The organism is Nocardiopsis ganjiahuensis DSM 45031, from assembly GCF_000341085.1.
Taxonomy (GTDB): domain Bacteria; phylum Actinomycetota; class Actinomycetes; order Streptosporangiales; family Streptosporangiaceae; genus Nocardiopsis; species Nocardiopsis ganjiahuensis.
In genome coordinates, this window is the sequence record NZ_ANBA01000011.1 from 61,391 (window position 1) to 85,637 (window position 24,247).

Sequence of the window (24,247 nt, forward strand, 5' to 3'; positions counted from 1 at the left end):
CCTCTGCGGCTCCCGCTCCGCCGCCCCCTTGCACACGAGAGACGGAGCTCCCCCATGTCGTATCCCCCCTCAGGTCCCCAGCAGCCCCACTACGGGCCGCCCCAGCCGCCGCCTCAGCCCCCGAAGAAGGGCATGTCCACCGGCGGCAAGATCGGGCTAGGCTGCGGAGGCTGCCTCGGTCTGCTCCTCATCCTCGCCCTCATGGGCGGATGCATGGCCGCCCTGTCCGGCGACACCGCACCGGCCGCCCCGCCCGCCGCCAGCTCCTCCCCCGATACCGAGGAGAGCGCTGCCGAGGAGGTCGAGGAAGAGCCCGCCGAGGAGGTCTCGGACGTCGTCCTGACCGCCACGAACGCGGGCACCGCCGGGGACGTCGTCGACGACACCGTCTACACCGTCCTCGACATCACCGTCGAGAACGGCAGCGAGGAGGACCTCGAGGTCAACCCGATCTACTTCTCGGTGGTCCTGGCCGACGGAACCGTCATCAGCGACTGGGCGAACGCGATCTTCGCGGATATCGACCAGCTCGACGCTGTGACTCTCAGCCCGGGCCAGCGCACCGAGGGGCAGATCGCGGTCGTCGGCGAGGGTCTCGACATCGCGACGGTGGAGATGTCGGAGTTGTTCGGTCTGCAGGAGACCGTCACCGCCGACGTCAGCTAGGACCCCACAGCTGAAAGCGGCCCCGACCGGTGCTACCAACACCGAGTCGGGGCCGGCCCATCTCCCGAGACCCGGACGTAACCGGAGACGAGCATGGCCACCGTGCCCCGCCCGCTGGTGGGGCCCCGACCGGCCACTGACCGCGACAGCCCTCGTCGCCCTGGAGACAGTGGCCGCGGACCACGGATGCCACCCCCTGACCCCTGTCAGCGAGGGTGAGGATGACCGCCCGGTCCCGCGGTCCTCGAAGCTGCCGCCCTCGCAGGTTTTCAGGAGGGCCTTGACCTGGTCGGCTTCCAGGAGCTTCATGTCCTTCTCGGGGACGTTGACGGCGTCGGCCTTCAGCCTCGGGTTCTTGCCGGGTTTCAGCTCGTCCTCGCGCACCATCCAGCGGAAGAACGCTTTGAGGTTGCGGTAGTCCAGGGCGGCGGTATCGGGGCTGGTGGCGATCTTGCGATCGAGGAGGGAGCCGCGGACCATCGTCGCCTTGGTTTTGGACGCTTTCATCTCGTGGCCCTGGGCGTCGAGGTAAGCGGCGAACCTGTGGACAGTGCGGCGGTAGGAGGTGATGGTGCCTTCGGAGCGGCCGCGGGCGTGGAGTGCGAGCGCCTAGCTGCTCATGTGCTCGGCGCACGGGTTGCGGCGTGGTGGTGTGGTACTCATGCGCGGAGGGCCTCTCACGTTCGTGCTGGTGAGTGAATCCTCTGCTCTGTAACCCCTGTGGTATCCGGTAGGATGTCGTCTTGGTGAAGCCCCTGCTGGTCAGGCAGGGTGTACCACGGGGCCTTAGCTCAACTGGCAGAGCAGCGGACTTTTAATCCGCGGGTTCGGGGTTCGATCCCCCGGGGCCCTACCAGAAAAACCCCAGGCCAGAGCGCACACATCAGCGCCCGGACCTGGGGTTTTCGCGTACCCGGGAGCCGGTCCCGTTTCATGTACACTCCGCGGCCTCGGCGGTGTACCCCCTCACCGAGAGCCCAGCTCCGGAGAGCCCCCGTGAACAACAAACGCCCGGCGGGGAAACCCTGCCGAGCGCTTGGACTAGCTCTTGGAGGCGGACAGTCGATCAGGCTGTGTCACGGGGGCCGGTCACTTCCCAGCTATCGGTCCGAGACCACGGTTCCCAGCAGCGCGGACCACTCAACCGCGTTGAAGGACAGGTGCCCCGCCTCCCGATTCTGCGTGTCCCGCACATCCGCGCCCCCGGAGTGCTCTCGCGCCTCAACACAGTTCGCCCCCGTGTTGCTGTACGAGGACTTGTGCCAGTGGTTCATGTCGTCAAGCCTTCCAATACCTGTCGAGAGTGCTCGGCGGGGAGGGAAGCCGCCAGGGCCCCTGTGACGAGTGATGCAAGCCGGTCGTAACCCTCGGAATTCTCGTAGATCACGTTACCGTCCACGTGATCGCTGGAGATCACGGTCTCCCCGGAGCGCAGGCGAAAGACGAGCAGCGGAGAGGTAACCGCCGCAAGAATGGAACCCTCCGGAACAACGTGCACGGACACGTCCCGCTTCTTCACCACCGTGAGTAGGTGCTGGACCTGGGCTCTCCTCACATTCGACGGGGAGCCCGTCAGAGCGGTCACCGGAAAAACAGCCGTCATACGCAGCCCCGGCAGCTCTCCCAAGCGTCGTGTCCGCACGTGGGTGAGGTACTCGATTTCCCTGTCGGAGGCCTGTGGCCAGCCCAGCCGGAACACCCACTGGGCGTACTCGGCGCACTGAAGGTACCCGGGCACCAGCACCGGGGACACGCACTGCAGAGTCTGCGCGGCCTGCTCGATCGCTGACAGCGACCTCGCCCACTCCGGGGTGACCGTGCCTGTACGGCCAAGCCTCCATGCCGCAAACAACTTTTTGTCTGCATTGAGTAGCTTGTCCAATTCCTCCGCAGTTTCGCGCTGCGGGAGTGAGTGTCCGTTAGCCCACCTGGAAACGGATGCTGACGAACACCCCAGGTGGGATGCTACCTGCTCCTGACTCAGCCCTTTGAGTTCTCGGTATTTCGTGAGCAGCTCACGAAAGGGGGGTTCACTCATGCGTGCAAGATTACGCGCAAGAGCAGAAACCTGTCAGGAAGTTACGAGAATCAAACAAGCAGTGGCGCAAGGAACACGAGAGGGCCGACCGTTGAAGCACGACCCCAACGGGAGCCCTACATGACCGACCTCCTCTACTGGCCTCGGCCCTGGCTCAACGGTGGCGCGTTGAACGCCCTGGTACCGCCCTCGAACCAACACCGTTCTCGCCCCCGCAGGGCTGGACGTGTGCGCACCTACGCTTCGTCTCTCCGGACCTGCTCTCGGAGCCAGCCGCCGCGTACACCCCGCCTGCCGCCGGTCCCGGACCCCCGAAGACCGTTGGACACCGCTCCTCTGCAGATCCTTCAGATGGTTCTGGCAGGAGCGCACCGACTGAGAGTGGCCGTATGAGCATCACGGCGTCGATGCCATTGCTGCCCGAGGTGACTCTCCCCCTCAGCCAACTGGTACCCGACGAGTAGACCCAGCCCCGTCGGGGCGCTGGAGTAGGGCCGATCAGCGGTCGGCATTCCTCAGCTCCGCCCGGTGAGGCGCGATGGACAACCAGACGACCTGTTCAGACCCCAACGGGCACGACTACGTCCCGGACCAGCCACCGGTCAAGCGCGGGAACACGGCCACCGCGACCTGCCGCTACTGCGGGCACACGATCACGGCCACACGCTGAGGCCCACAGCCAAGGCGACCAAGAAAAAAGCTCTGGCGGGTGCGTGAACACCCCCAGAGCAGGCCGACAAACACCAACCGTAAAGAAAAGAGTTGCCGACATGGCCATTGTGCCGCACCCGCACACCCCGCTCCACACCCCCGCCACGCCCTACACCGGACGCCGCTGGCCCTCCCGGATCTACCCCGGCGAGCTGGCCCGGACCGCCTGGATGCGCACCGACCTGGCCGTGGACCTCTCCCGCCTGGCCGGGATGGACCAGGAGACCATCGAGAACATGGTGCTGTGCGCCAGCGAGATGTTCGCCAACGCCTGCGACCACTCCCGATCGGGCCAGGACCCCGAAGGCCGCATCATCCGCACCCTGCACATGCCCACCCACGCGACGATCCAGGTCGCGATCGTCGACGACGGCAACCGAACCGACATCGCCGAACCCACGGGGCCGAAGATCCCGCACGAGCGCACCTTGGAGGAGTGGGAGCAGGCCGAGCGCGGCCGGGGCCTGCTGCTCATCCACTACCTCGCCGAACGCTGGGGCACCCGCTCGGTGCTGGACTTCCCCTTCTGCGCCGGGCTGGGCACCGTCATCTGGGCCGAGTTCACCTTGGGCGGTGGTCAGGCATGACCGTCACCGACACCAGGGTGCGTTCGGTACTCGCCGCGCCCCGAGGACACCGGTTCTCCCGTCCCGGCTCCCTCCAGCCGGGTTCCTTGCCCCCGACCACCTCCCGTCCGATGGACACCCTGCCGGAATCGCATCAGGACCGGCGGGAGCGGCTTCTACGACAGATGCAGGACAACCCCAGAGTCGCCTACATGCTCGAACACGGCCCCGTCCCCCACTGGGCGAAGGTAGCCCGCCAACAGCAGGAACGGGCTGAAAGGAAAGCCAAGGAAGCCAGGGCGGCCAGGCTCTCCGAGGAACCGGTGCCCGCCGATCTCCCCGGCATGCTCCCGCGCGGCTCTCGGGGCCGCCATCGGGCCCCGCGCCGGTGGTGGAGCTGGCCCGCCCTGGCTATCAGCTCGGTGCTGCTCTTCGGGCACGCGAGTACGGAAGCGGTCGGCCAGGCGGCCACCCGGACGGGCGGATTCCCGCTCTAACCACCAGCACCACAACCGCGTTCAAAGACTTTCCCGCATGAGAGGGACGGTCACAACTGCCATCGGCACGTCCTGTGTCAACACGTGGATGCCGCGACCGAGAAACGCCTGAACCCCGCTCGGCCTTGAAGAACCGTCACTGTCCAGGCCGGGAAGCAGGGCGAAGCCCAGGAAGGGACGCATGGTCCGAGCACGAGCACCGCCCCGTGCAGAGCACACCCCCCGAATCCAACGATGTACGAGGAGATCCTGATGGACAGCACCACGCAGTACGCCGACGACGACCTGGTCCTCGCGGTGGAGGACATCGCGGCCGTCCGGTCCCGCGCCGAGCAGCCCTCCGACGGCGGCAGCACCGGCAGGGGCGACACCAACGACAACGGCCTGTACTAGGAGCACACCTTGACCGCTGACCTGATCAGCGGCCGTCTGGGCGGGGACCAGTTCCCCGCCCGGGTGCTCGGCCGCGAACACCGCCGCTACCCGGCCGGCGAAGGCGAACGAGAGGCCTTCGCCGACCTGCTGAACTGGTCGGATCTGAACACACTGCTCGCGCACCAGCGGCTCGACTCCCCCAGGATGCGGCTCGCCGCGGGAGGGGTCGTTGACGCTGGTGCCTACACCCGGCTTCGGCAGTACCGCCGGATGCCCAACTGGAACCAGCCCGTTCCCCACCTGTTCCAGCAGCAGCTCAAAGAGGGCGCGACCCTGGTTCTGGACGCCATCGACGAGATGCACCCGCCGATCGGACGGCTCATCAGCGAGCTGGAGGCCTGGCTCAGGACCGGAATCCAGGTCAACGCCTACGCCTCCTGGACCAGCCGGGAAGGTTTCGGAGTCCACTGGGACGACCACGACGTCATCGTTCTCCAGGTGTCGGGGCGCAAACGGTGGCGCATCTACGGCAACACCCGTCTCGCCCCCTTGCATGAGGACGTCGAGTTCGCCGAAGAGGAACCCACGGAGATCATCGACGAGTTCGTCATGGCTCCCGGGGACGTCCTGCACGTCCCCCGAGGATGCTGGCACGCGGTCGCTGCTTCCGAGGGCGAGCCGAGCCTGCACCTGACCTGCGGTCTGGTGACCACGACCGGGGTGAACTTCCTGCGCTGGCTGGTCAACGACCTGGTCGGGCACGACGAGGTCAGGGCCGACGTTCCGCGTGCGGCCGCCGAGCACGCGCTCTGGGCCCGGCGTATCTCCAAGCTGGTGTCGGACCGTCTGCGTTCTCCGGAGGTGGTGGAGGAGTACTGGCGGAGCCAGGACGAGACCTCGGCGGCACGTCCGGTGTTCAGCCTGCCGGTCGCGGTCACCGGCGACCTGACGCTGTCCTCCGTCGTCCGGTTCGCCTCCCTGCGAGGCACGGTCACTTCCGAACGCACCCAGGCGGGAGACGAAGTGGTCTATGCCGCGCAGGGGCGGCGCTGGCGCCTCTCAGCCAAGGTCGCCCCGGCGATCGCCCACCTGAACCGCAACGGGCCCACCAGTGTGAAGGAGCTGCACGAACTGGTCCCTGACGTCTCGGAGAAGGCGCTTCTGGGGCTGCTGCGCAGGTTGATGGACGATGGTGCGCTGGCCTGGGAAGGCACCGTATGACCCTCCTCGGCATGGGGACCTACCGGAGCCGCGACGCCGCCACCTCGGTGAGCATCGCGGCTCCGGCCGGGTGCACTCTCATTGACACCGCTCCCGTGTACGGAGGCGGTTCACACCAGGCCGCGATCGCGCCCGTGTTGCGTGAACATCCCCGGCTCCGTCTCTCCACCAAGGTCGGCTACATGACCGGTGGCCAGGCCCGGGTGGCGCTCACCAGCGGCGCGCTTTCCCAGGAGGAGGCCGCGCTCCGGCACAGCATCGCCCCCGACTACGTGCGCCACCAGGTCGCTATGTCGCGCACCGAACTCCGGCGAGCGCCCGACCTGGTGTACCTGCACAACCCCGAACACCACCACCAAGAGCGGGGCGACCTCCACCAGCGCCTACGGTCCGCCTTTGCCGTCCTGGAGGAGCTGTACGCCTCCGGTGCCATCGGCGGGTACGGCGTCGCCACCTGGAACGGGTTCGACACCGGGGCGTTCACCGTCGCCGAGCTGCTCCACCTCGCCGAGGAAGCAGCAGGCCGCCCCGAGAACGGGCTCCGCGCGATCCAGCTTCCCGTGTCCATGGTGAAGATCGCCCCCATCCGCCAGAGCCTGGAAGGAAGCGGCCCCATCGCCCAGGCCAGCCAGGCAGGATTACAGGTGTGGGCTTCGGCGCCCTTCCACGGCGGTGAACTGTTGCCGCTGATCACCTCGAAGCTGGCCGAAGCGGTACGGCCCGGAGCGGACCCTGTTGAGGCCGCGCTGAAGGTCACCGCGTCAGCACCGGGGTTGACAGGGGTACTGATCAGCACCACCAACAGCAAGCACTACGCGCAGGCTGCCGAAGCGATCCGTGAACCTGTGCCCGACCACCGACTCAAGGAACTCTGTGACCTCCTCGACCCACCTGCCCGCTGACCTGAACAGGCGATGGCACCAGTCGGCCGAACACCTCGGAGCCCACGCCCCTGCTGGGGTCTCGTTGCATTCCGGGGTGGGTGGACGCACACTGAGCGGCCCGGTAACCGCGGCCGCTGGGCTCCCGGCTTGGCTGAGGGTGATGGCCGCACCACGGCCGGAGGGAAAGATCTGGGAAGGCGCCGCACTCGCGGACACGCTGCTCGGTGAAGCGGTTCCGCGCCCGGTGATGCTCGGCGAGCACGCATGGCAAGAAGAACAAGGCGCGTTCCAGGCGACTCTGTGGACGCGCCTTCGCGGGCAGGTTCTCTCACCGACGCCGGACCTGTCCGAGACGGCTCCGGTGGACGACCAGTGGTGGCAGAACCTGCGCGCCTGCATGGAAGAAGTTCGCGCTACCTCGGTCCCATCGGGCCGGGAGGTGATGACACAGGCGTACATCAACCGAATCCCCCGGTTCATCCCCGAGCTGGCCGGAGAAGACCTGACGGTGCACCGCTGGGAATCGGCTCACGGAGACCTGCACTGGGCTAATCTGACCCGCGACCCGCTGGAAGTCATCGACTGGGAAGGGTGGGGAACCGCCCCGGCCGGATACGACCCGGCCGTCCTGCTGGCCTACGCCCTCCCCACCCCGGCCACCGCCGCGAAAGTGCGCCAAGTGTTCGGTGACGTGCTGGACACCGAGCACGGCCGCCTGGCCCAGTTGGTGATCTGCGCCGAGATCATCCAGGCTTCCGAGCGAGACGACGTCCACGCCCGGCTGAAGCCCTACGTAGAGCGGCTCGCTGGCGAAGTGCTCGTCCAGCAGTAGTCGGACTCAGCAGGTCCTGCCCGATCACCCGAGTGGCGTGGCCTGGTTCATGCGCGGGCACAAAGCAGAGCTTCCATCACACCCGGCCCGAAACACCAGTACCCCGCCGGTCAGGCAAAAGTGCGAGGCTGTTCCTTTGGTTTCCAGGACTTCTCAGCCGCCGGTTTCGTAGGCATGCTGCCATCGCCAGGCCGACATGCGGGTGATGAGTTAGGTGCAAGCGATCTGGGCATCGGTGGATCTGAAGTCAAAGTCGTCCGCGGCGGCCATGCGCACCGCCTCGCGTCGCTGGCGTTCTGCGGCGGTCAGTCCGCCGCCAGTGGAGTACCTCATATCTTCGCTATACTCCGACGGGACGGCCTGTCATGAACGACAATCCCACAATTAAAGTTCAGCAAACGTCCGGGGCCGCTTCAGACCCCGAACCCAACACACGTCAAACCCTCCAACGCACCGGACAGAAAACACTCAGCTACGAAAGCAGAGTTCAAGCGCTGGCAGCAGCGTTCCCCCGTGACACCGACGCATGCCCTCGCCGGATAGGCGCTGGAGACCTCCGTGTTCCTCGCAATCCAGAGATCATGGCGAGTTTCTCAGGATCAACCACGAGGATTGAACGGTGCATCGTTACGATGACCTTTCGATCCCGCCAGTTACGCAGGATCCTTTCCACCGTCCCCCTGGAAGACCCGATCCAGGAGGCAAGCTCGTCCTGGCTCAGTGGAATCTCGTGCCTCTGGTCGTTAATCCTCTGACCTCGGCGCGTAGGCATTTCCAGGAGTGCTCTAGCGAGTCGCTGGTTGGCATTCTCGCCTGCGGCCTGAGAGAGCCTCTTCTCCGCGTCAGTCAGACGAACCTGCAGATCGCGGGTGACCAGCTGCCAAATTTCAGAGTGGTCCCTCACCAGCTCACTGAAGTCCTTACCGCGAATAAACCTCGCGGAGACAGGACTGAGGGCGCGAGCCTGGCTGCTTCTAGGAGAGGATGTTCCAGTCCTACTAAAGGTCTTCTGGTTGATTCCATCCAAAACCTCACGCTCGCCGACCAGGTCACCTGCCGAGCGGATGTCCAAAAGTGTCTCTGCCCCTGTGGCCGTGCGCGATGTCAGGGCCACTGCACCACTCAGGATCAACACGACGAAGCCACCCATGTCGCCCTCGCGGTAAAGCATCTGCCCTTGGCTGTACCGGCGATTTGTGGAGAGCTCCATGAAGCCCTTCAAAGACGACTCCGTGAGTCCTTCATAAAACGTGCCATAACGCACGATCTCAACAGCGGCCATGATCAGCGCTCCCGCAGAGACCGGATCATGCCAGCAATCGCCGTGAGAACGGCCGCCAGCGCGGTAAGTACGGCAGCGACCATCACCGGTTCCTGATCGCTCACCTGATAGACGACAAAGCCGATGAGGGCGAGCGCCGCCAAGGCCACGAAGGCCTTGATCCACACGTGTCGCTGCCCTTCACTCAGGCCTTTGGGTACGAGTTCGCGGGAGTCCGCGGTCATTCTGTTGCTCCTTGCCGAGCCCGATAAAAGATCCACACCCGACCTTCCGGAACCTGGTAGGCGGTTCCGCGTCCCGGTGGTAGGCCCGGGCCGCAAAGGATGGCCATGATGTGCGAACACCAAGATATCCGTCTCCGAGGACAGCGAAGGGCCGTGCACCCTGGGGTGTACGGCCCTTCGCGACGGTTGGCTCACCATGGGCTACCACCCCCACAGCGCTCCTACCTGCAGCTATATGTCGGGCTCGGCAAGAGACACGACCTGCGATACCCCCACCCTAAGCCCGTACGCCGAGGCCAACTTCCCTCATATGTTGGATTCGTTCTCGATGAACCCATAGTACGAGTTATGCACACGGCTGACCTCTCGCCCGGATGAGCAAAGATCCTGCTCGATGCCACCGCTGCAATGACTTCGGGGCACCGGGACTTCGGTCGAGATACTACTCGCCTTCGCCCTGTTCACCCTTGAGATGTCGGAGCATCTTTCCAGCTCTGGAGGGGCGCTACCTGCTGTTTTGACGAACCGCATCACGTTGTCCGCGTGACCGAGCAACCGACGCAGATTCCCCTACCGGTGTCGCTGGAGATGGCCCTGCGGTAGGCGATCCTGGCGTACTCCGGCCGGGAGCTGGGAGAGATGGTGTGCAGGAAGAACTCTGATGCTCCCTCATCCTCGGCTTCCAGGATCCCGTCCTTGTCCAACGCCGACAGAACGGGGACGGCTTCCTCACAGGTAGTGCCCGGGAAGATTGACCACAGGTTGTGCTGAGGTGGTGGTCAGTGGCCGCGTGCTTGCGGAGGCCGCATAGTGGTCACGGCACGCTGACCTTGAGTATCCAGCGGATTCTGACGGCACCCTGGTGGTGCCCGAACTAGCTCCGTTGTGGCTCCGGCGTTCCGGAACCCGGCGGTCGGCGGTGGTCTTCCGTGGTCTCCGGTGGCACGACACCGCCCGGGCAAGCCGGAACGAAACATCACATAGCGTGGCGAAATACCCGCCATCCCGTGAACTTTTAATCCGCGGGTTCGGGGTTCGATCCCCCGGGGCCCTACCAGGGAGAACCCCAGGTCAGAGCGTGATTTCAACCGCTCAGGCCTGGGGTTTTCGCGTGCCCGGAGGCCTGCCCCGGCTTCTTCCGGAGAGCTGTCGCACTTGACCAGCATCACCAGAGGGCACCCACCGCTGCAACGAACCCAGCAGAGGCGGCCGGCAGACCGTCCGGCCACGAACTCTCCGCCGTCACCCACCGCTTCCGCCCCCTGGCCGAGCTTGCTCTGGCCGGGGAGGCCATCACGTGCGATGTCCGTGCACGCCCACCTCCGGGCGCCGCCCCGGATCGCTGACACGGACCCGGCGAGGTTATTTTTCCGCTGGAAATACTTATTCATGGTCATTCGATTCTGACACCCTCCCCCATGATCCCCACGAAGGATTTCATGCGCTTCACCCGTTCAAGCGCGACTCGCCCCAGCCATCGTGCACGACATCACCCCCAATCTCCCGGAACCCCATTAATGATCTCCGACAAAGACCAGGAGCAGCCTGCACCTGAAGCCCCTCACGCCAGTGGTGACCCATTTCACACACAGAGCTCGAGCTGGGATCCCCAAGGGCAAGCAAGCTTTTTATGGAATCGTAACAAGAAAGCGCTGACCAGGAAGAATTTCCTTTCCTTCTCTCCTGCTCTCCTCACGCCGTCGCAAGCATCACCCTGCCCGCCAGGACCTCGAGCCCTAACTCCATGGCCTTCATCATCCCTGGTCATACCATTCCCGTCAGACGAACTGACCGACTGCATGCTTACGGAGCGAGGGCATAGGAGCGCATTACGCCCTCACCACGCTTGACAAACCGCTGCATTGACACAGCGGCCCCTCGTGCGATTCGGTAGGCATCGCCGCGAACACCTCGCGCCACTACAGTGACCACGATCAAAAGAAATGCGCGACCTTCATGGAAGTACTAGCCTCGCTCCTCAGTGCCGCAGCAGGCATTGCCGCCTTGTCCGGAGTGGCCCACCACATCAGACAAGCGACCATGAGCGGGAACCTGGGAAAGAACTCCGCGGTCGGTCTGAGAACGCGCATCACGAAATCTTCGGACACCGCCTGGGAATCAGGCCACAGGGCCGCAGCTCCATGGCTACTGGCCTGTGCCTATACGGGATATTCCAGCAGTGCACTGACCATCGTCTTTGCGGCATTGACGATTGCAGGAGTATTTTCCGGAGTCGGGGCCATGATCGTCCCGGCCCTCGGCTTCACAGCCGTCATCACAATTCTCGCGATTGCGACAGTCATTGCCCACAGGACCGGCAAGGACGCCATTCGCAAATAAAGGAAAAGGAGTTCACGGTTTGAAGAACCGCATCACAGCTACCGTGGTGGCCGCAACGCTCGTCGCCGGCTCCACGGTCACCGTGTCGGCCTCCGCCTTCGCCGACACCGCACCCCCGGTCAGATCCAACGCCTCCGGGAACGAGAGCCGGGCCGAACTCATCCAGAACACGGAGGAGTTCCAAGAGACAGCGCGCTACTCCCAGGAGGAGGTTCTCCAGCTCCTCCTGGCCGGCCAGGGGCCCATCGCCGAAGCGAACCCCGAACTCCTCGACACGCTGGGCTTCTCTGCGGAGAAGCCCCATACCGACGAGGAGGCCCTGGACCAGCTCATCAGCGACTACCTCACCTACGAGAAGGACTTCGAGGAGAAGGTCGCCGTACCGGTCCGGTCCGGCGATCCGCAGAAGGTGGAAGCTGCCCTGGTAGCGCTCTCCGAATCCTTCATGGGCTTCCTCGACGCCCCCGCAGACAACACCAGCAATTCGTCCGCGGCGTCCGGCTGGACCTACCAGGGGGTCAACGTAGCGATCTACGCCAACGCGGTCGGTGTGGTCAACGTCGCCGGCTACACCAACGCGGGGGTCGCGACCCTTGCGTTGGCGACGCTCGCGGTGGTGACCTTCTACTTGGAGGACGAGGACGCCGGCCAGAACGGCTTCGAGGAGCAGCACGTCATCAACGAGCTCACCGAGGCCATGGCCAACTGATCTGTTGACTGTGGGGCTCCCGGCGGAGACGGCCCGAATCTTCATCGCCTCCGTTCCGGAAGTCTCTGAGCCGCTCCCGGGCGGCCAGTCGGGGCCGCGCCTCCGCGCGGGGTCCCGACCCTGTCGGTATGTCGGTAGAGAATCAGTGACGAAAAGGCTTGTCAATTGGCCGCTCACCAAACCGGTGTGGAGAAAGACGATGACGGTGGGCACCGGGGTGCCGGCGCATCGGTCACCTTGACTCTGGTCATCCTCGTTCTTGCGGGATCGATCTTCTACGCCCTCCCCAGCAACACTCTCTCTGTTCGCGACGGCGGAACCGTGCGGACCCTTTTCGCGCGCACCATGCCACAGAATTGGGCGTTCTTCACCAAGCCGCCGAACGATCCGGAGCTCGTTCCTTACACAGCCGACGGGGATGGTTCCGTCGATTTCGCCTCCACGATGCCTAACGGTAGCGCCGAAAATCTTTACGGATTGACCCGTACACAGCGCGCGCAGGGACCGGAGATCGCCAACATGGCCAACCGAATCGAGGAGTGGACGGATTGCGGCTCCCTGAATGGTGATTGCCTGAGCGAGGTGGCTTCGGGTACACCCGTCCAGTGGGTCGAGAACACTTCTCCGGTACCAACACTGTGCGGCAAGGTCATCATAGCCAGGACCGAGCCCGTGCCCTGGCCTTACCGGGACAAATACCGGGGTTGGAGAATCGACGACGAGATGGCGCTGATCGAGGCCCGATGCCGGTAACGACCGCAGTGAAGACAACAGCGAACCGGGTGTTCTCCCGCGTTTCTGCCGCCGCAGCAGCCTTTCCGGAGCAGTCGCGCGTCCTGGGTCTAGGACGCACCATCGTGGCACTCGCCCAGGCGTCCGTGCTCGGGCTGACTCCCTCGGCCTACCTCTTCGTGCCGGTCGGAACTGACGAGTTCGAACCCGCATGCGACGCCCCGTACGCGGTGAGCGCCTACTGCCTCGCAAACGGCATCGATCGACAGATCGTCAGCTGGTTCCTGCTGGCGATCCTCCTCGTAGTCGCCTCCGGCCTCCTACCGAGATACACGGCATTACCACACTTCTGGGTCTCTTTTTCCGTCCACGGTCATATTGCCCTTCCGGACGGCGGGGAGACCGCAGCGCAAGTCGGCACTGCATTCCTCGTACTGGCCTGTGCGAACGACCGCCGGATGTGGCACTGGCAACGGCCTCGCAATCCTGAGAAAGCATCAGCATTCCAGGGCATTGCTTGGGCGGGCCACTGGGGCCTGCGACTACAACTGGCCTACCTCTACCTCAACAGCTCAGCTGCCAAGCTGGCTGTTGAGCAGTGGGGTTCGGGGACCGCCGTGTATTACGTCACCCGTATGGAGTCATTCGGAGCGTCCGGGTTGTTCGCCAACACTGCTCTGTGGCTCACGGCCATACCGGCGGCAACCCTCGTGCTGTCATGGGGCACGATCGTGGGAGAGGCCAGCCTGGCGTTCTTGATCTTGCGAGGCGGCCGTATGCAGGTCCTGGCCTTCGGCGTGTGCGCGGTACTGCACATCGGGATCATTCTCAGCATCGGCATCGTGAGTTTCGGGCTGACCATGGTCGGCTTGGTGATGTGCGCGACGTCGCAGGGCCTGTCCGACTACGCACACAGGACAGGTGTCCGCGGTCAGAAGGAACGGGAAGGCCTCGGACCGAACGCCCCAGCGCCCAAGGCATCGGAGAAGCCTGCGAAACGGCCGCAAGCTGCCGGACAACACTGATCGGACCTGCTCGTCGGCGCCATGCGCTACCTCCCGCTCTCGCCCGGCTGCTCCTGAGCCAAAGGGCTCGTGGTCAGCCTCACCGAGGAGCCCTTGCGCCGGACCTTTGTCGAGATGGCCCGGCCCGTCCGGTCTCCGCCGCCGCGGCTCCGTGCTTCGGGTTCTCGTTCCCGACGGAGCGGGACGGGTCCGCTGACCCGGGCACGCCGCCCCGGCTCCGGCCGGGACGGCGTGCGTGGGTCAGCCGTTGCCGAGGTCCAGCAGGCCGCGGCGGAAGCCCGCGGCGACCGCTGCCGCCCGGTCGTTGACGCCGAGCTTGCCGTAGAGGTGCAGGACGTGGGTCTTGACCGTGGCCTCGCTGATGAACAGGCGGGCCGCCGCCTCGCGGTTGGTGGAGCCGTCGGCGATGAGCCTGAGGATCTCCAGCTCCCGTTCGCTCAGGGGCACGGCGGGCTCGCGGACCCGGCCGACCAGGCGGGTCGCCACCGTCGGGGAGAGCACGGTCTCCCCGCGCGCGGCCAGGCGGACGGCGCGGACCAGCTCGTCGGGGAGGGCGTCCTTGAGGAGGTAGCCGGTGGCCCCGGCCTCGATGGCGGGGCCGACGTCGCTGTCGGTGGCGTAGGTGGTCAGCACCAGGACCCGGGTCGCGACCCGCAGCCGGGTGAGCTCCCGGATGGCCTCCACGCCGCTCGTCCCCGGCATGCGCAGGTCCATGAGGACCACGTCGGGTTCCAGGGAGCGCGCGAGCTCGACGGCGCGGCCCCCGTCGGCGGCCTCACCGACCACCTCGAACCCCGGTTCGCGCTCGAACATGCCGCGGATACCGTCGCGGACGACGGGATGGTCGTCGACGATCAGGACACCGATGCGGGCTTCACTCACCGGAGGGCTCCCTCGGAACGGCCGGGACAGTGGCGGAGACCGCCGCCCCGGCACCTGGTTCGGACTCGATCTCCAGGGTGCCCGCGAGCCGGGTCACCCGCTGGCGCATCGAGGTCAGGCCGAAACCGCCGCTGGCCTCGCTGCCGGGTGCGAATCCCGCGCCGTCGTCGCGGACGTCCAGGACGACCAGGTCCCCCACGTACGACAGGGTCACCCCGACGCGGGTGGCCCCCGCGTGTCCGGCGACGTTGGACAGGGCCTCCTGGGCGGTGCGGAGCAGAGCCGACTCGACCTCCGGATGCAGAGGGACGACCGGTCCGGTGGTGGTGAAGTCGGCGCGCACCCCGTTGAGCCGGGACCACTCGGCGGTGAGGCCGGCCAGGGCGTCGGTCAGCGGAGCGCCCTCCAGCGGGGCCGGGCCCAGGGCGTGCACGGATCTGCGCGCCTCCACGAGGTTCTCGCGGGCCAGGCGGGTGGCGTTGGCGATCCTCAGCCGCCACTCGGCGCGGTTCGGGTCGTCGGGATCGGCGAACGTGTCGGCCTCGGCCCGTTCGGCCGCCTGGAGCTGGGCGATGATGCCCACGAAGCCCTGGGCCAGGGTGTCGTGGATCTCCCGGGCCATGCGCTCGCGTTCGTCGTGCGTCCCCGCCTCGCGGGCCTGGAGCAGCAGCTGCGCCTGCAGCCCCTCGTTCTCCCGGATGGTCTCCCGCAGCTGTTCCACCATCCGCCCGCGCTCGTCGCTGCGCTCCGCGGTGACCTCGCCGAAGTGGCTGAAGATCGCGACCATGTAGACGACGGCGGCCACGAAGAACACGTGGAAGAGGACCGACGCGGGGGTGGGATCGGGGAGCCCGCCCAGGTAGGCGGTGACGGTGACGGCCGCGGTGGCCGCCACCCCCGCGAACTTCCAGCGGCCCCGGAGGAAGTGCCAGGAGTAGACGTAGCCGGTGAAGCCGAAGAATCCCGCGAACCAGACGCTCCGGGTGCTGAGCACCGCGATCATCACGACCAGTGCGGCCACGAGGGCGGCCGTCCGCTTCGGGTGCGCGGACCACTCCGGGTTCAGCCCGGTCATGGCCCAGATGAGCGCCGCCGCGAGGGCCACGAGGCCGAGGGTCTCCAGGTTCCGGGGCCAGGGGCTCTCATGGGTGACCACGGTCAGGACGGTGGAAGCGGCCAGCAGGACGTAGGGCACGGCGGTGATGAGCCGCCGCTGGCGCAGGTCGAGGTCGTGTTCCGGCACCGTCTCCATACTCACTCCCAGCGGAAGGATCTGGCCGCCACGAGGCTGAGGACCACCGCGTACACGGCCATGGTGACCAGCGGCAGCGGTTCGAGGGCTCCGCCGTTCCAGAGCTCGTGGAGGCTCTGCCGCAGGGCGCCCATGGGGGTGTACCGACCGACGACGGCAAGGATATCGGGCATGTGTTCGACGGGCTGCATGAGTCCGCCGAGGTAGGCCAGGGGAAAGTAGAGCAGGACGCCGAACCCGTTGGCGGCCCGCCCGTTGGGGGCGAGCGCGGCGATGAGCAGGCCGACGGAGAACATCGCGGCGGTACCGAGCAGGAAGACCAGCAGGAACCCCAGGGGCCCGGGCGCCCGGGCCCCGAGGAAACCGACCCCGACGACGAGCAGCAGGGCGGCCGTGGCCACAGCCATGACCAGCTGGAGCAGGAGCTGCACGGTGAGCAGGTTGCCCGGACTCACGGGGGTCACCGAGAGCCTGCGCAGGACGCCCCGTTCCCGGTAGGTGGCCAGGGTGGTGGGGAGCAGGTAGAGACCGACCAGGCCGAGCGCCATCGACACCGCCATCGGCATGAGGAAGGTGTCCCCCTCGCTGATCCCCCCGCCGAACACCAGGAGGATGAAGAGGGGGATGAGCAGTGAGAACACCGCTCCGGGTTCACGCACCATCAGTTTGGTCTCGACGTGTGTGAGTTTGGCGAGGACAGGCACAGCGGTTCTTCCGTTCGGGTCGGGCCGGGCGGGTTCAGGCCTGGAGGGAGCGGCCGGTGAGGGCGACGAAGGCGTCGTCGAGGGTGCGTTTGTCGATGCGCAGGTCGGAGACGAGCACGTGCTCGCGGGCCAGGGACGCGGTGACGGCGGTGACGAAGTCGCCCCGCCCGGCCACGGTGACCCGGTCGCCGGTACGGCTCACCGACGTCACCCCGGCGAGGTTCCCCAGCAGACCGTCCGGATCGGGGGCTCCGGCGTCCACGAGCCGAAAGCTCATCCGGTACTCGGCGTCGACCCCGTCGATCAGGCCGGCGGGGGTGTCCAGGGCGACGACGGAGCCCCGGTCGAGGACCGCGACCCGGTCGCACAGCTCCTCGACCTCGTCCATGAAGTGGCTGACCAGCACCACGGTCACGCCCTCGGCCCGCACCCGCTTGACCAGTTCCCAGGTGGCCCGGCGGGCCTGGGGGTCGAGTCCGGTGGTGAGTTCGTCGAGGAACGCGACCCTGGGGTCCCCGACCAAGGCCAGGGCGATGAACAGGCGCTGCTTCTGCCCGCCGGAGAGCTTCCCGAACCGCGCGCCGCGCTTGTCCGCGAGGCCCCACCGGTCCAGCAGCTCCCGCCAGTCGCGGGAGCGGTCGTAGAACGAGGCGTAGAGGTCGAGTGCCTCCCAGACCTTGATGTTCTCGGGCAGCTGGGTGTGCTGGAGCTGGACGCCGACGTGCTCGCTCAGCTGCTTCCGCTGCCGGACCGGATCGAGCCCGAGCACCCGCACCGTCCCGGAGTCGGGCCGCCGCAGGCCCTCCGCGCACTCGACGGCGGTGGTCTTGCCGGCGCCGTTGGGGCCGAGGAGTCCGAAGACCTCCCCCTCCTCCACGGAGAAGGAGACCCCGTCCAGGACCACGTGGTCGCCGTACTTCTTCCTGAGCTCTGTGACCTCGATGATCGCCATGCCCACAAGCCTGGTCCGCCGGGCCTCGGAGCGAATCGCCTGTCCGGCCCCGATCCCGCGCGGATCCGGCCGACCCCCGCCATCCACCGTTCGGTGGATGGCGTCCCCGGAGCCCGGCGGACGGCCCGGCCCGGGCTCACTCCGGGTCGGTGAGCAGGTCCGCGTGGGCCGAGGCGTTGCCCAGGGAGCGGAGCAGCTCTCCCACGAGGCGGTCGGTGGCGCTGCCGGGTTTCTCCAGCTCCAGCTGGGGAACCCGGGTGACCTGCTCGTAGCGCTCGGCGTCGTACTCCACTCCGGGGGACGGGTACCGCTCGTCGGCCCAGGCGGAGACGCCGTGCAGGTTGGTGACGGCCACGCCCACGTCCCAGCTGCCGCCGTATCCCGCATCCTTCGAGAGGCTGCCGAGCAGGTCGAGGAAGGCGCGGACCCGGAAGGCCAGTGCGCCGTCGAAGATCAGGTGCTGGCCGTACCGGCGGTCGGCCGACCTCCCGCAGTACAGGAACACCTCGCCGCGCTCGCGGACGATGAACCGCAGGTCGTTCTGCTCCCTGGCCTCCGCCGCGGTCTGGCTCGCGATGCCCACGCCGCCCGCGGTGCGGAACCCGGACCACAGGTCCCCGAACTCCGGGGCGACCAGGGCGGTCTCGCCGCCGCGTGAGCGGGTCCGCTCCGAGATCCCGTCGCGGACCAGGTCGAACAGGAGGGGGCGCGCGTCCTCGGCGGCGGTCCAGGCCTTGAACATCCCGGGGATGCGGCGGGAGGGCAGCGCGACCACGTGCAGGTGGGCCAGTTCGCCCTCGGGGAAGGGGTCCCTCTCCACCTGTTCGCGCAGCGCGGTGCGCACCACGTCCAGGGAGGCGTCCCTGGCCCGGATGAGCCGTTCCACCTCGGCGTCGGACAGGCGCCGCTTCTCCCGGTCGCCGCGCCCGTAGTACGCGCCTCCCGCCATGTGCGGGGCCAGAGGCGAGGCGGGGACCTCGATGAGCAGGTACCCGTGGCCCGGCCGGTCGCTGTCCAGCCAGTCCACCGAGACCTGGAGCGGCGGGTCGCAGGAGGAGGCCGCGATCCGGGCCGGGGTCTCCAGGATCTGGTCGACCCACTCGACCGGGGCCAGCTCGAAGCGCCCCTCGGTCTTGACCTCCCGCACCCCGACCACGATCAGCCCGCCGTCGATGGCGAACGACGCCATGTCCTTGGCCTGGTCCTTGGAGCTGCGGAGCTGCTGTTTGGCCTCGCGTTTGGGCGTCTCGGTGAACGCGCCCTCGTTCAGGGCCGCCTCGAGTTCGGCTTCGCTGGAAGGGCGCCACGTCGGGGGTAGGACTCGATCCATGTCGGCATCATGCCCACTATCACCGACAACCCCGCACGACTTCCCGAACTCGGGTCCGTGGTTCCCCGGGCCGGAGGGCCCCGGGCCGGAAGCGGGGCCTCCGGCGTCCGGAACGCGACGGCGCGGGGTCAGCGGGCCGCGGGGTCCGGTAGGGGTTCAGGGTGCCACCGGGTCCGGTAGGGGTTCAGCGGGCCGCGGGGTCCGGTAGGGGTTCAGCGGGCCGCGGGGTCCGGTAGGGGTTCAGGGGGACGCGGGGTCCGGTGCCGTCCCCCGGAAGGTGCGGCGGTAGGCGCTGGGCGACACCCCGAGCTCGGTCTGCATGTGCTGGCGCAGCGACGCCGCGGTGCCGAACCCGGCCCGGTCCGCGATCCGGTCCACCGACAGGTCCGAACCCTCCAGGAGCCGGCGGGCCAGGTCCAGTTTGCGCTGGGTGATCCACCGGCCCGGTGACAGTCCCGTCTCCTGCCGGAAGCGGCGGGTGAACGTGCGCACGCTCATCGACTCCCGCTCGGCCATGTCGGCCAGGCTCGGCTGGAGGTACAGGTGCTCCTGGGCCCAGGCCCGGGCTCGGGCGGTCGCGGACCGCTCCGGGGCGGGCACGGGCAGGCGGATGTACTGGGCCTGTCCGCCGTCCCGGTGCGGCGGCACCACGGTGTTGCGGGCCACCTCGTTGGCGACGGCGGCTCCGTGGTCGGTGCGGATCATGTGCAGGCTGAGGTCGATGCCGGAGGCCACCCCGGCGGAGGTCAGCACCCGGCCGTTGTCGGTGTAGAGCACGTCCGGGTCGAGATCGATGTGCGGGTACATGGCGCGGAAGTACCCGGCGGACATCCAGTGCGTGGTCACCCGGCAGCCGTCCAGGATCCCGGCCGCGGCGAGCACGAACGCCCCCGAGCAGATGGAGGCGATCCTGGTGCGTTCGCCGATCCTGCGCAGGGCGGCGGCCAGGTCCGGGCGGATCGGGTCGTGCGGGCGCTCGACGTAGTCCTCCTGGGCTGCGGGCAGGATCACCGTGTCCGCCTCCTCCAGGGCCTCCGGGCCGTGGCGGACGTTGAGGGTGAGGTCGGAGTCGGCGTCGGTGGTGACCACCCCCGGTTCCAGGGCGCAGGTGGCCACCTCGTAGAGGGGAAGGCCGTCGGCTCCGCGGACCCGACCGAACAGGCGGTGGACGATCCCGGCCTCGATGGGCAGTACACCGTGCCGGACGAACAGGGCCACGCGGTGGCGGCCCGGGTGGACGAAGACGTTCATGACACGATCCTATGGCCGGATTCTTTCGGATGTTGTCTTTCGGGTCACTGTTGATCTCTGACCTGGAACGCGAGCCTGGAGGCATGTCTTCCAGAACCGAGCCGCCGAACCCTGTTCCCCCCGTCGCCGAGGCCCGGCCCCGGTCCGCGCCGATCCACCGCGCCTGGATGATCGCTCTGGTCGCGGGGCTGACCATCGTGGCCGCGGCGGCCTTCGCAGCGATGCCCGGACTGCTCGTCACCCCACTGAACACCGAGTACGCGTGGTCGCGCGCCTCGATCGCGCTGGCCTCCTCGGTCAACATGGTCGTCTACGGGCTGATCGCGCCGTTCGCGGCGGCGATGATGGACCGGTTCGGCATCCGCCGGATCGCCCTGGCGGCGCTCGCGGTGATCGTGGTCGGCGCCGGGCTGACCACGGTGATGACCGCCTCCTGGCAGCTGACCCTGTACTGGGGTCTGCTCATCGGCGCGGGCGCCGGGTCGCTGTCGATGACCTTCGCCGCGACCGTCGCGCACCACTGGTTCCTGGAGCGGCGGGGCCTGGTCGTCGGCGCGCTGACCGGGTCGAGCGCCTTCGGTCAGCTGGTCTTCCTGCCCGTACTGGCCTGGACCGTCGACGAGCGGGGGTGGCGGCCGGCCGTCGTCACCCTGGCGCTGGCCGCCGTGACCGTGGCCGTCCTCGTGGCCCTGGTCCTGCGCGACCACCCCGCCGACCTCGGACTGCGGCCCTACGGGGCGACGGTGGACGTGCCCAGGCCGAGGGCGGAGCAGGGCGCGGCCCGGCGGACGGTCAGGATCCTGTTCGCGTCGGTGCGCAGCCGACAGTTCTGGATCATCGCGGGGACCTTCGCGGTGTGCGGGGCGACCACCAACGGAATCCTGTGGACCCACTTCGTGCCCGCCGCGCAGGACCGCGGGATGGCGGTGACGGTGGCCGCGGCGCTGGTGTCGACGATCGGCGTGTTCTCGCTGGTCGGCACGGTGATCTCAGGCTGGCTGACCGACCGTTTCGACCCGCGCCGCCTCCTGGTCCTCTACTACGGGGGCCGGGGTCTGCTGCTGACCGCCCTGCCCGTACTGCTGGGCCCGGAAGCCGGGCCCGCGATCGTGGCCTTCGTGGTGGTCTTCGGCCTGCTGGACGTGGCGACCGTGCCGCCGACCATCCTGCTGTGCCGCAGGGCGTTCGGCGCGGACGGCGCCGTCGTCTTCGGGTGGGTCAACGCCCTCCACCAGGTGGGCGCGGGCACCATGGCGGTGTTCGGCGGCCTCACCCGCGACCTGACCGGCGGCTACGGCCCGGTGTGGCTGATCGCGGCGGGGCTGTGCGCGGTGGCCGCCCTGCTCGCCGTCCGGATCACCCGGACCGACGCGACCACCGAGGGGTGAACACCGTGACCGACCGCTCGAACCCGGGCCCGCCCCCGGACACGGAGCCGGGCCCGGGCCCGGGCGGCGCCGGACCGCGCCGCCCCTCCCCGCAGTTCTGCCTGGTCCTGCTGCTCCTGGCCGCGGCCGTCGCCTACGTGGGGCTGGCCGGGTTCGACCAGAGCCTTCGCGCCGCGCGGGGCGAGGGTGCCCCGGGGGTGTTCACTGCCGACAGCCTCACCTGCGTCCAGCACCCGGGGCACGAGTCCTGCACCTGCAACGGGGCCTTCGTCCCCGAGGACTCCGAGGAGCCCCGGGGCGTCCACCTGCACGCCGCCGGACACGAGACCTGCCAGGTGGGCGAGCCGGTCCCGGCGATCGACGCGGGCGCGGCCAACCGGGTCTACGGCCCGGACGGCTCCCGCGAGTGGCTGTTCTCCTCGGCCCTCGTCACCGGTTCGCTGGCGGTCTACGCGGGTGTGGCCCTGGCGTGGGCCCGGTGGGCCCTCTCGCGGTCCCAGCGGAAGGCGCGCCGGAGTTCGCGCGGGGCCGCCTCGACCATGGTGTCCAGGAAGCGGGCGGCGGCGGAGGCGTCCCGTGCCTCCCGGTCGCCTTCCCCGGGCACCTCGAAGGCCCGGGAGGTCAGCTCCACCACCGAGGCCGGCCAGCCGGGCCCGGAGTCGTCGCAGCCGTAACCGGTGATCAGCAGCGCGCGGCCGAGCTCGGTGACGTAGCGGTCGGACTCCTTGCTGCCGATCCCGAGTGCGGCCCGCAGCGCCCGGGTGGTCATGGGCCCCTGGAGCAGCAGGGTCCGGGCCAGGTCGCGGGCGCCCGGGCTCAGGGTCCCGCAGCGGGTGAAGTCGTCCGGCTCGCCCGGGTACTCGTACAGGTCTGCCAGCAGGTCGGGGCTGATCAGCGTCTGCCTGGTCCCGATGAACCTGCCGAGCCAGGCCTCGCCCCGGGCGGGGAGTTCGTCCTTCCAACCCCACATCGCCTCGAAGTCGGCGCCCATCCCCGTGGAGAGCACCTCGGCCGTGTCGTCGCGGGAGATCTCCCGCAGGCAGGGGTAGGTGGGCCGGTCACCCCCGAACAGCACGGCGAACCCGACGTCGTGCACGAACTCCCGGGCCTCCCCGAGCGTGCGGACGACCGGTCGGTCGCACCACCAGCGCTTCAGCCGCGCTTCGAGAAGATCGTCCACCGCGTGGTCCATGCAAGCTCCTGAGGAGGTGAGGAATCGAACGCTCGTCCGGGTCGGGCGTCAATATCCTGGCAGCATGCCCGAAGACCGTCGGCGGACGCCGCTGAGCAGTGAGCTCGCACAGCGGGTGGTCGACCTCATCGCCCCGACCATCAGCCACAACATCAACGTGATGGACGAGCACGGCACGATCATCGCCTGCATGGACCCCGGCCGGGTCGGCAGTCTGCACCACGGCGCCCAGCGGGTCATCGCCGAGCGCCGCAGCGTGCTGGTGACCGTGCCCGAACCCGGGACGTCCGACCGGCCCGGCGCCAACGAGCCCCTCATGATCGACGGCGAACTGCGCGGGGTCGTCGGGATCACCGGGAACCCGCGGGAGGTCGAGGACCTGGCCCGGGTGGTGGCGCTGACCGTCCAGCTGCTCATCGCCCAGGAACACGAGCAGGACGCGGTCAGCAGACGGCACACCGAGGCCCGCGACCTGGTGGCGGCGCTGAGCTCGGGGACGACCCGCCCGGACGACGCCCGGGCACGCCTGGCCGCGGCGGGGCTCGGGCCGCCGTGGTCGCTGGCCCTGTGGGCGGCGGACGCCCCGCGCCACGGCGGCGGGGTCGCGCCTCCCCCGCTGGCGGAGACCGCCGCGACGAAGGTGAACGGCAGCGGCGGACGACGGGCGGCCGTCCTGCACGGCGCGCTATGGATCATCAGCCCCGGTCGGCCCCCCGCGGCGGACGCGCTGGGCCTGCCCGCGGAGAGCCGCCACACGTACACACCGGCCACCGACGACGTGGAGTCGCTGATGGCCTACGCGGAGGAGTCGCGGGCACTGTGCCGGTACGCGGGGCTGATCCCCAGCATCGAGCGTCCCGAACCGTGGTCGCGGGAGCTCGCCGTGTCCGTGGCCCACCTGCCCCGCCGGTCCCTCACCCGGATGACCGCCCGTACCGCGTCCCTCAGCGAGGCGCAGCGCCGGACCGTGTCCGCGATGGCCTCGGCCGGTTCCATGCGCGAGGCGGCCGACGCCGTGTTCGTGCACCGCAACACCCTGCTCCAGCGCGTGGACCGCATCCGGAGCGCGACCGGGCTGGACATCCGGCGGCCGGACCACCTGACCACAGTGCACATGTGCCTGTACGCGGAAGCCGCACTGGGCATTTCGCACATATCTCCGGAATAAAGCCGCAGGAAGACTGGGCGCCACGC

General features: G+C 68.2%; 25 protein-coding genes, 1 tRNA gene and 1 pseudogene. 15 read left to right on the forward strand and 12 right to left on the reverse strand.

Annotated elements, in window-relative coordinates; genetic code table 11:
- Positions 1-54: 54 nt before the first annotated feature.
- A complete protein-coding gene (locus D458_RS0115425) occupies positions 55-666 on the forward strand; it encodes a DUF4352 domain-containing protein (RefSeq protein ID WP_026119337.1) in 612 nt (203 codons plus the stop codon).
- A 387-nt stretch (positions 667-1,053) separates the two neighbouring features.
- Here the strand turns inward: D458_RS0115425 and D458_RS38170 are convergent.
- Positions 1,054-1,248: pseudogene (locus tag D458_RS38170) on the reverse strand (hypothetical protein); the annotation flags it as partial.
- A gap of 198 nt (positions 1,249-1,446) precedes the next feature.
- On the opposite strand from D458_RS38170, the gene D458_RS0115435 reads away from it, so the two are divergent.
- Positions 1,447-1,522: transfer RNA gene (locus D458_RS0115435), tRNA-Lys, on the forward strand.
- 244 nt (positions 1,523-1,766) lie between these two features.
- On the opposite strand, the gene D458_RS35095 is transcribed toward D458_RS0115435, so the two are convergent.
- Together D458_RS35095 and D458_RS0115445 are read right to left on the reverse strand one after the other, a co-directional pair.
- Positions 1,767-1,940, reverse strand: coding sequence for a DUF397 domain-containing protein (locus D458_RS35095; protein ID WP_017587652.1), 174 nt, complete (start codon positions 1,938-1,940; stop codon positions 1,767-1,769).
- Positions 1,937-2,704, reverse strand: a complete 768-nt coding sequence (locus tag D458_RS0115445; protein WP_051049694.1) for a helix-turn-helix domain-containing protein — start codon at positions 2,702-2,704, stop codon at positions 1,937-1,939. Before D458_RS0115445 ends, D458_RS35095 begins: the two co-directional genes overlap by 4 nt.
- A gap of 538 nt (positions 2,705-3,242) precedes the next feature.
- Here D458_RS0115445 and D458_RS37945 point away from each other — a divergent pair.
- The 7 genes from D458_RS37945 (at position 3,243) to D458_RS0115480 (ending at position 7,790) form a co-directional block, all read left to right on the forward strand.
- Positions 3,243-3,374, forward strand: a complete 132-nt coding sequence (locus D458_RS37945) for a hypothetical protein (protein WP_017587654.1) — start codon at positions 3,243-3,245, stop codon at positions 3,372-3,374.
- A gap of 100 nt (positions 3,375-3,474) precedes the next feature.
- The gene (locus D458_RS0115455) at positions 3,475-4,002 is read left to right on the forward strand and encodes an ATP-binding protein (protein ID WP_017587655.1); all 528 of its coding nucleotides are present in this window, start codon (positions 3,475-3,477) and stop codon (positions 4,000-4,002) included.
- Positions 3,999-4,478, forward strand: a complete 480-nt coding sequence (locus D458_RS0115460) for a hypothetical protein (RefSeq protein WP_239647964.1) — start codon at positions 3,999-4,001, stop codon at positions 4,476-4,478. Before D458_RS0115455 ends, D458_RS0115460 begins: the two co-directional genes overlap by 4 nt.
- Positions 4,479-4,730: 252 nt before the next feature.
- Complete coding sequence (locus tag D458_RS37000; RefSeq protein ID WP_169556882.1) at positions 4,731-4,871, forward strand: hypothetical protein; 141 nt, start codon at positions 4,731-4,733, stop codon at positions 4,869-4,871.
- Positions 4,872-4,880: 9 nt separating this feature from the next.
- Positions 4,881-6,074 carry a cupin domain-containing protein gene (locus D458_RS0115470; RefSeq protein ID WP_017587658.1) on the forward strand — a complete coding sequence of 398 codons (1,194 nt, stop codon included), beginning with the start codon at positions 4,881-4,883 and terminating at the stop codon, positions 6,072-6,074.
- Complete coding sequence (locus D458_RS0115475; protein WP_017587659.1) at positions 6,071-6,976, forward strand: aldo/keto reductase; 906 nt, start codon at positions 6,071-6,073, stop codon at positions 6,974-6,976. The genes D458_RS0115470 and D458_RS0115475 overlap by 4 nt, the downstream gene beginning before the upstream one ends.
- Positions 6,948-7,790 carry a phosphotransferase gene (locus tag D458_RS0115480; protein ID WP_017587660.1) on the forward strand — a complete coding sequence of 281 codons (843 nt, stop codon included), beginning with the start codon at positions 6,948-6,950 and terminating at the stop codon, positions 7,788-7,790. Before D458_RS0115475 ends, D458_RS0115480 begins: the two co-directional genes overlap by 29 nt.
- Before the next feature lie 487 nt (positions 7,791-8,277).
- On the opposite strand, the gene D458_RS35535 is transcribed toward D458_RS0115480, so the two are convergent.
- Positions 8,278-9,072 (reverse strand): Crp/Fnr family transcriptional regulator, encoded by a 795-nt coding sequence (locus D458_RS35535; RefSeq protein ID WP_083936326.1) that lies wholly within the window; start codon positions 9,070-9,072, stop codon positions 8,278-8,280.
- 2 nt (positions 9,073-9,074) lie between these two features.
- Positions 9,075-9,296: a hypothetical protein gene (locus D458_RS0115490; RefSeq protein WP_017587662.1), complete on the reverse strand. Its 222-nt coding sequence runs from the start codon at positions 9,294-9,296 to the stop codon at positions 9,075-9,077.
- 2,040 nt (positions 9,297-11,336) lie between these two features.
- Between D458_RS0115490 and D458_RS36395 the strand changes: the two genes are divergently transcribed.
- The 4 genes from D458_RS36395 (at position 11,337) to D458_RS0115520 (ending at position 14,102) form a co-directional block, all read left to right on the forward strand.
- Entirely contained in the window at positions 11,337-11,636 is a 300-nt protein-coding gene (locus D458_RS36395; protein WP_160168054.1) for an SdpI family protein, read from the forward strand.
- A 19-nt stretch (positions 11,637-11,655) separates the two neighbouring features.
- Positions 11,656-12,345, forward strand: coding sequence for a hypothetical protein (locus D458_RS33580; RefSeq protein WP_017587666.1), 690 nt, complete (start codon positions 11,656-11,658; stop codon positions 12,343-12,345).
- 186 nt (positions 12,346-12,531) lie between these two features.
- Positions 12,532-13,098: an SdpA family antimicrobial peptide system protein gene (locus tag D458_RS0115515; protein ID WP_017587667.1), complete on the forward strand. Its 567-nt coding sequence runs from the start codon at positions 12,532-12,534 to the stop codon at positions 13,096-13,098.
- Positions 13,089-14,102: a sporulation-delaying protein SdpB family protein gene (locus D458_RS0115520; RefSeq protein WP_083936327.1), complete on the forward strand. Its 1,014-nt coding sequence runs from the start codon at positions 13,089-13,091 to the stop codon at positions 14,100-14,102. The genes D458_RS0115515 and D458_RS0115520 overlap by 10 nt, the downstream gene beginning before the upstream one ends.
- A 240-nt stretch (positions 14,103-14,342) precedes the next feature.
- On the opposite strand, the gene D458_RS0115525 is transcribed toward D458_RS0115520, so the two are convergent.
- From D458_RS0115525 to D458_RS0115550, 6 genes are all read right to left on the reverse strand, one after another.
- The gene (locus D458_RS0115525) at positions 14,343-14,984 is read right to left on the reverse strand and encodes a response regulator (protein ID WP_017587669.1); all 642 of its coding nucleotides are present in this window, start codon (positions 14,982-14,984) and stop codon (positions 14,343-14,345) included.
- Positions 14,977-16,236 (reverse strand): sensor histidine kinase, encoded by a 1,260-nt coding sequence (locus D458_RS0115530; RefSeq protein WP_017587670.1) that lies wholly within the window; start codon positions 16,234-16,236, stop codon positions 14,977-14,979. Before D458_RS0115530 ends, D458_RS0115525 begins: the two co-directional genes overlap by 8 nt.
- 2 nt (positions 16,237-16,238) lie before the next feature.
- Complete coding sequence (locus D458_RS0115535; protein ID WP_017587671.1) at positions 16,239-16,940, reverse strand: ABC transporter permease; 702 nt, start codon at positions 16,938-16,940, stop codon at positions 16,239-16,241.
- Between the two features lie 34 nt (positions 16,941-16,974).
- Positions 16,975-17,892 (reverse strand): ABC transporter ATP-binding protein, encoded by a 918-nt coding sequence (locus D458_RS0115540; protein ID WP_026119338.1) that lies wholly within the window; start codon positions 17,890-17,892, stop codon positions 16,975-16,977.
- A gap of 136 nt (positions 17,893-18,028) precedes the next feature.
- Positions 18,029-19,222 (reverse strand): AlbA family DNA-binding domain-containing protein, encoded by a 1,194-nt coding sequence (locus D458_RS0115545; protein ID WP_017587673.1) that lies wholly within the window; start codon positions 19,220-19,222, stop codon positions 18,029-18,031.
- 240 nt (positions 19,223-19,462) lie between these two features.
- The gene (locus tag D458_RS0115550) at positions 19,463-20,473 is read right to left on the reverse strand and encodes a GlxA family transcriptional regulator (RefSeq protein WP_017587674.1); all 1,011 of its coding nucleotides are present in this window, start codon (positions 20,471-20,473) and stop codon (positions 19,463-19,465) included.
- An 83-nt stretch (positions 20,474-20,556) separates the two neighbouring features.
- Between D458_RS0115550 and D458_RS0115555 the strand changes: the two genes are divergently transcribed.
- A complete protein-coding gene (locus D458_RS0115555; protein ID WP_017587675.1) occupies positions 20,557-21,861 on the forward strand; it encodes an MFS transporter in 1,305 nt (434 codons plus the stop codon).
- Between the two features lie 448 nt (positions 21,862-22,309).
- On the opposite strand, the gene D458_RS0115565 is transcribed toward D458_RS0115555, so the two are convergent.
- On the reverse strand, positions 22,310-23,053 hold the full coding sequence (locus tag D458_RS0115565) for an AlkZ-related protein (RefSeq protein WP_017587676.1): 744 nt from the start codon (positions 23,051-23,053) through the stop codon (positions 22,310-22,312).
- Positions 23,054-23,117: 64 nt separating this feature from the next.
- Between D458_RS0115565 and D458_RS0115570 the strand changes: the two genes are divergently transcribed.
- Entirely contained in the window at positions 23,118-24,221 is a 1,104-nt protein-coding gene (locus tag D458_RS0115570) for a CdaR family transcriptional regulator (RefSeq protein WP_051049695.1), read from the forward strand.
- The last annotated feature ends 26 nt before the right edge of the window (positions 24,222-24,247 follow it).

What these genes read in the sequence shown, in the direction of transcription:
- D458_RS0115555 (WP_017587675.1), top strand. Translation starts at nt 20,557, where the DNA reads ATGTCTTCCAGAACCGAGCCGCCGAACCCTGTTCCCCCCGTCGCCGAG.
- D458_RS0115455 (WP_017587655.1), top strand. Translation starts at nt 3,475, where the DNA reads ATGGCCATTGTGCCGCACCCGCACACCCCGCTCCACACCCCCGCCACG.
- D458_RS0115445 (WP_051049694.1), bottom strand. Translation starts at nt 2,704, where the DNA reads ATGAGTGAACCCCCCTTTCGTGAGCTGCTCACGAAATACCGAGAACTC.
- D458_RS35095 (WP_017587652.1), bottom strand. Translation starts at nt 1,940, where the DNA reads ATGAACCACTGGCACAAGTCCTCGTACAGCAACACGGGGGCGAACTGT.
- D458_RS37000 (WP_169556882.1), top strand. Translation starts at nt 4,731, where the DNA reads ATGGACAGCACCACGCAGTACGCCGACGACGACCTGGTCCTCGCGGTG.
- D458_RS0115475 (WP_017587659.1), top strand. Translation starts at nt 6,071, where the DNA reads ATGACCCTCCTCGGCATGGGGACCTACCGGAGCCGCGACGCCGCCACC.
- D458_RS0115425 (WP_026119337.1), top strand. Translation starts at nt 55, where the DNA reads ATGTCGTATCCCCCCTCAGGTCCCCAGCAGCCCCACTACGGGCCGCCC.
- D458_RS0115550 (WP_017587674.1), bottom strand. Translation starts at nt 20,473, where the DNA reads ATGAACGTCTTCGTCCACCCGGGCCGCCACCGCGTGGCCCTGTTCGTC.
- D458_RS0115545 (WP_017587673.1), bottom strand. Translation starts at nt 19,222, where the DNA reads ATGGATCGAGTCCTACCCCCGACGTGGCGCCCTTCCAGCGAAGCCGAA.
- D458_RS0115565 (WP_017587676.1), bottom strand. Translation starts at nt 23,053, where the DNA reads ATGGACCACGCGGTGGACGATCTTCTCGAAGCGCGGCTGAAGCGCTGG.
- D458_RS0115520 (WP_083936327.1), top strand. Translation starts at nt 13,089, where the DNA reads ATGCCGGTAACGACCGCAGTGAAGACAACAGCGAACCGGGTGTTCTCC.
- D458_RS0115540 (WP_026119338.1), bottom strand. Translation starts at nt 17,892, where the DNA reads ATGGCGATCATCGAGGTCACAGAGCTCAGGAAGAAGTACGGCGACCAC.
- D458_RS0115570 (WP_051049695.1), top strand. Translation starts at nt 23,118, where the DNA reads ATGCCCGAAGACCGTCGGCGGACGCCGCTGAGCAGTGAGCTCGCACAG.
- D458_RS0115460 (WP_239647964.1), top strand. Translation starts at nt 3,999, where the DNA reads ATGACCGTCACCGACACCAGGGTGCGTTCGGTACTCGCCGCGCCCCGA.
- D458_RS0115490 (WP_017587662.1), bottom strand. Translation starts at nt 9,296, where the DNA reads ATGACCGCGGACTCCCGCGAACTCGTACCCAAAGGCCTGAGTGAAGGG.
- D458_RS36395 (WP_160168054.1), top strand. Translation starts at nt 11,337, where the DNA reads ATGAGCGGGAACCTGGGAAAGAACTCCGCGGTCGGTCTGAGAACGCGC.
- D458_RS37945 (WP_017587654.1), top strand. Translation starts at nt 3,243, where the DNA reads ATGGACAACCAGACGACCTGTTCAGACCCCAACGGGCACGACTACGTC.
- D458_RS0115530 (WP_017587670.1), bottom strand. Translation starts at nt 16,236, where the DNA reads ATGGAGACGGTGCCGGAACACGACCTCGACCTGCGCCAGCGGCGGCTC.
- D458_RS35535 (WP_083936326.1), bottom strand. Translation starts at nt 9,072, where the DNA reads ATGGCCGCTGTTGAGATCGTGCGTTATGGCACGTTTTATGAAGGACTC.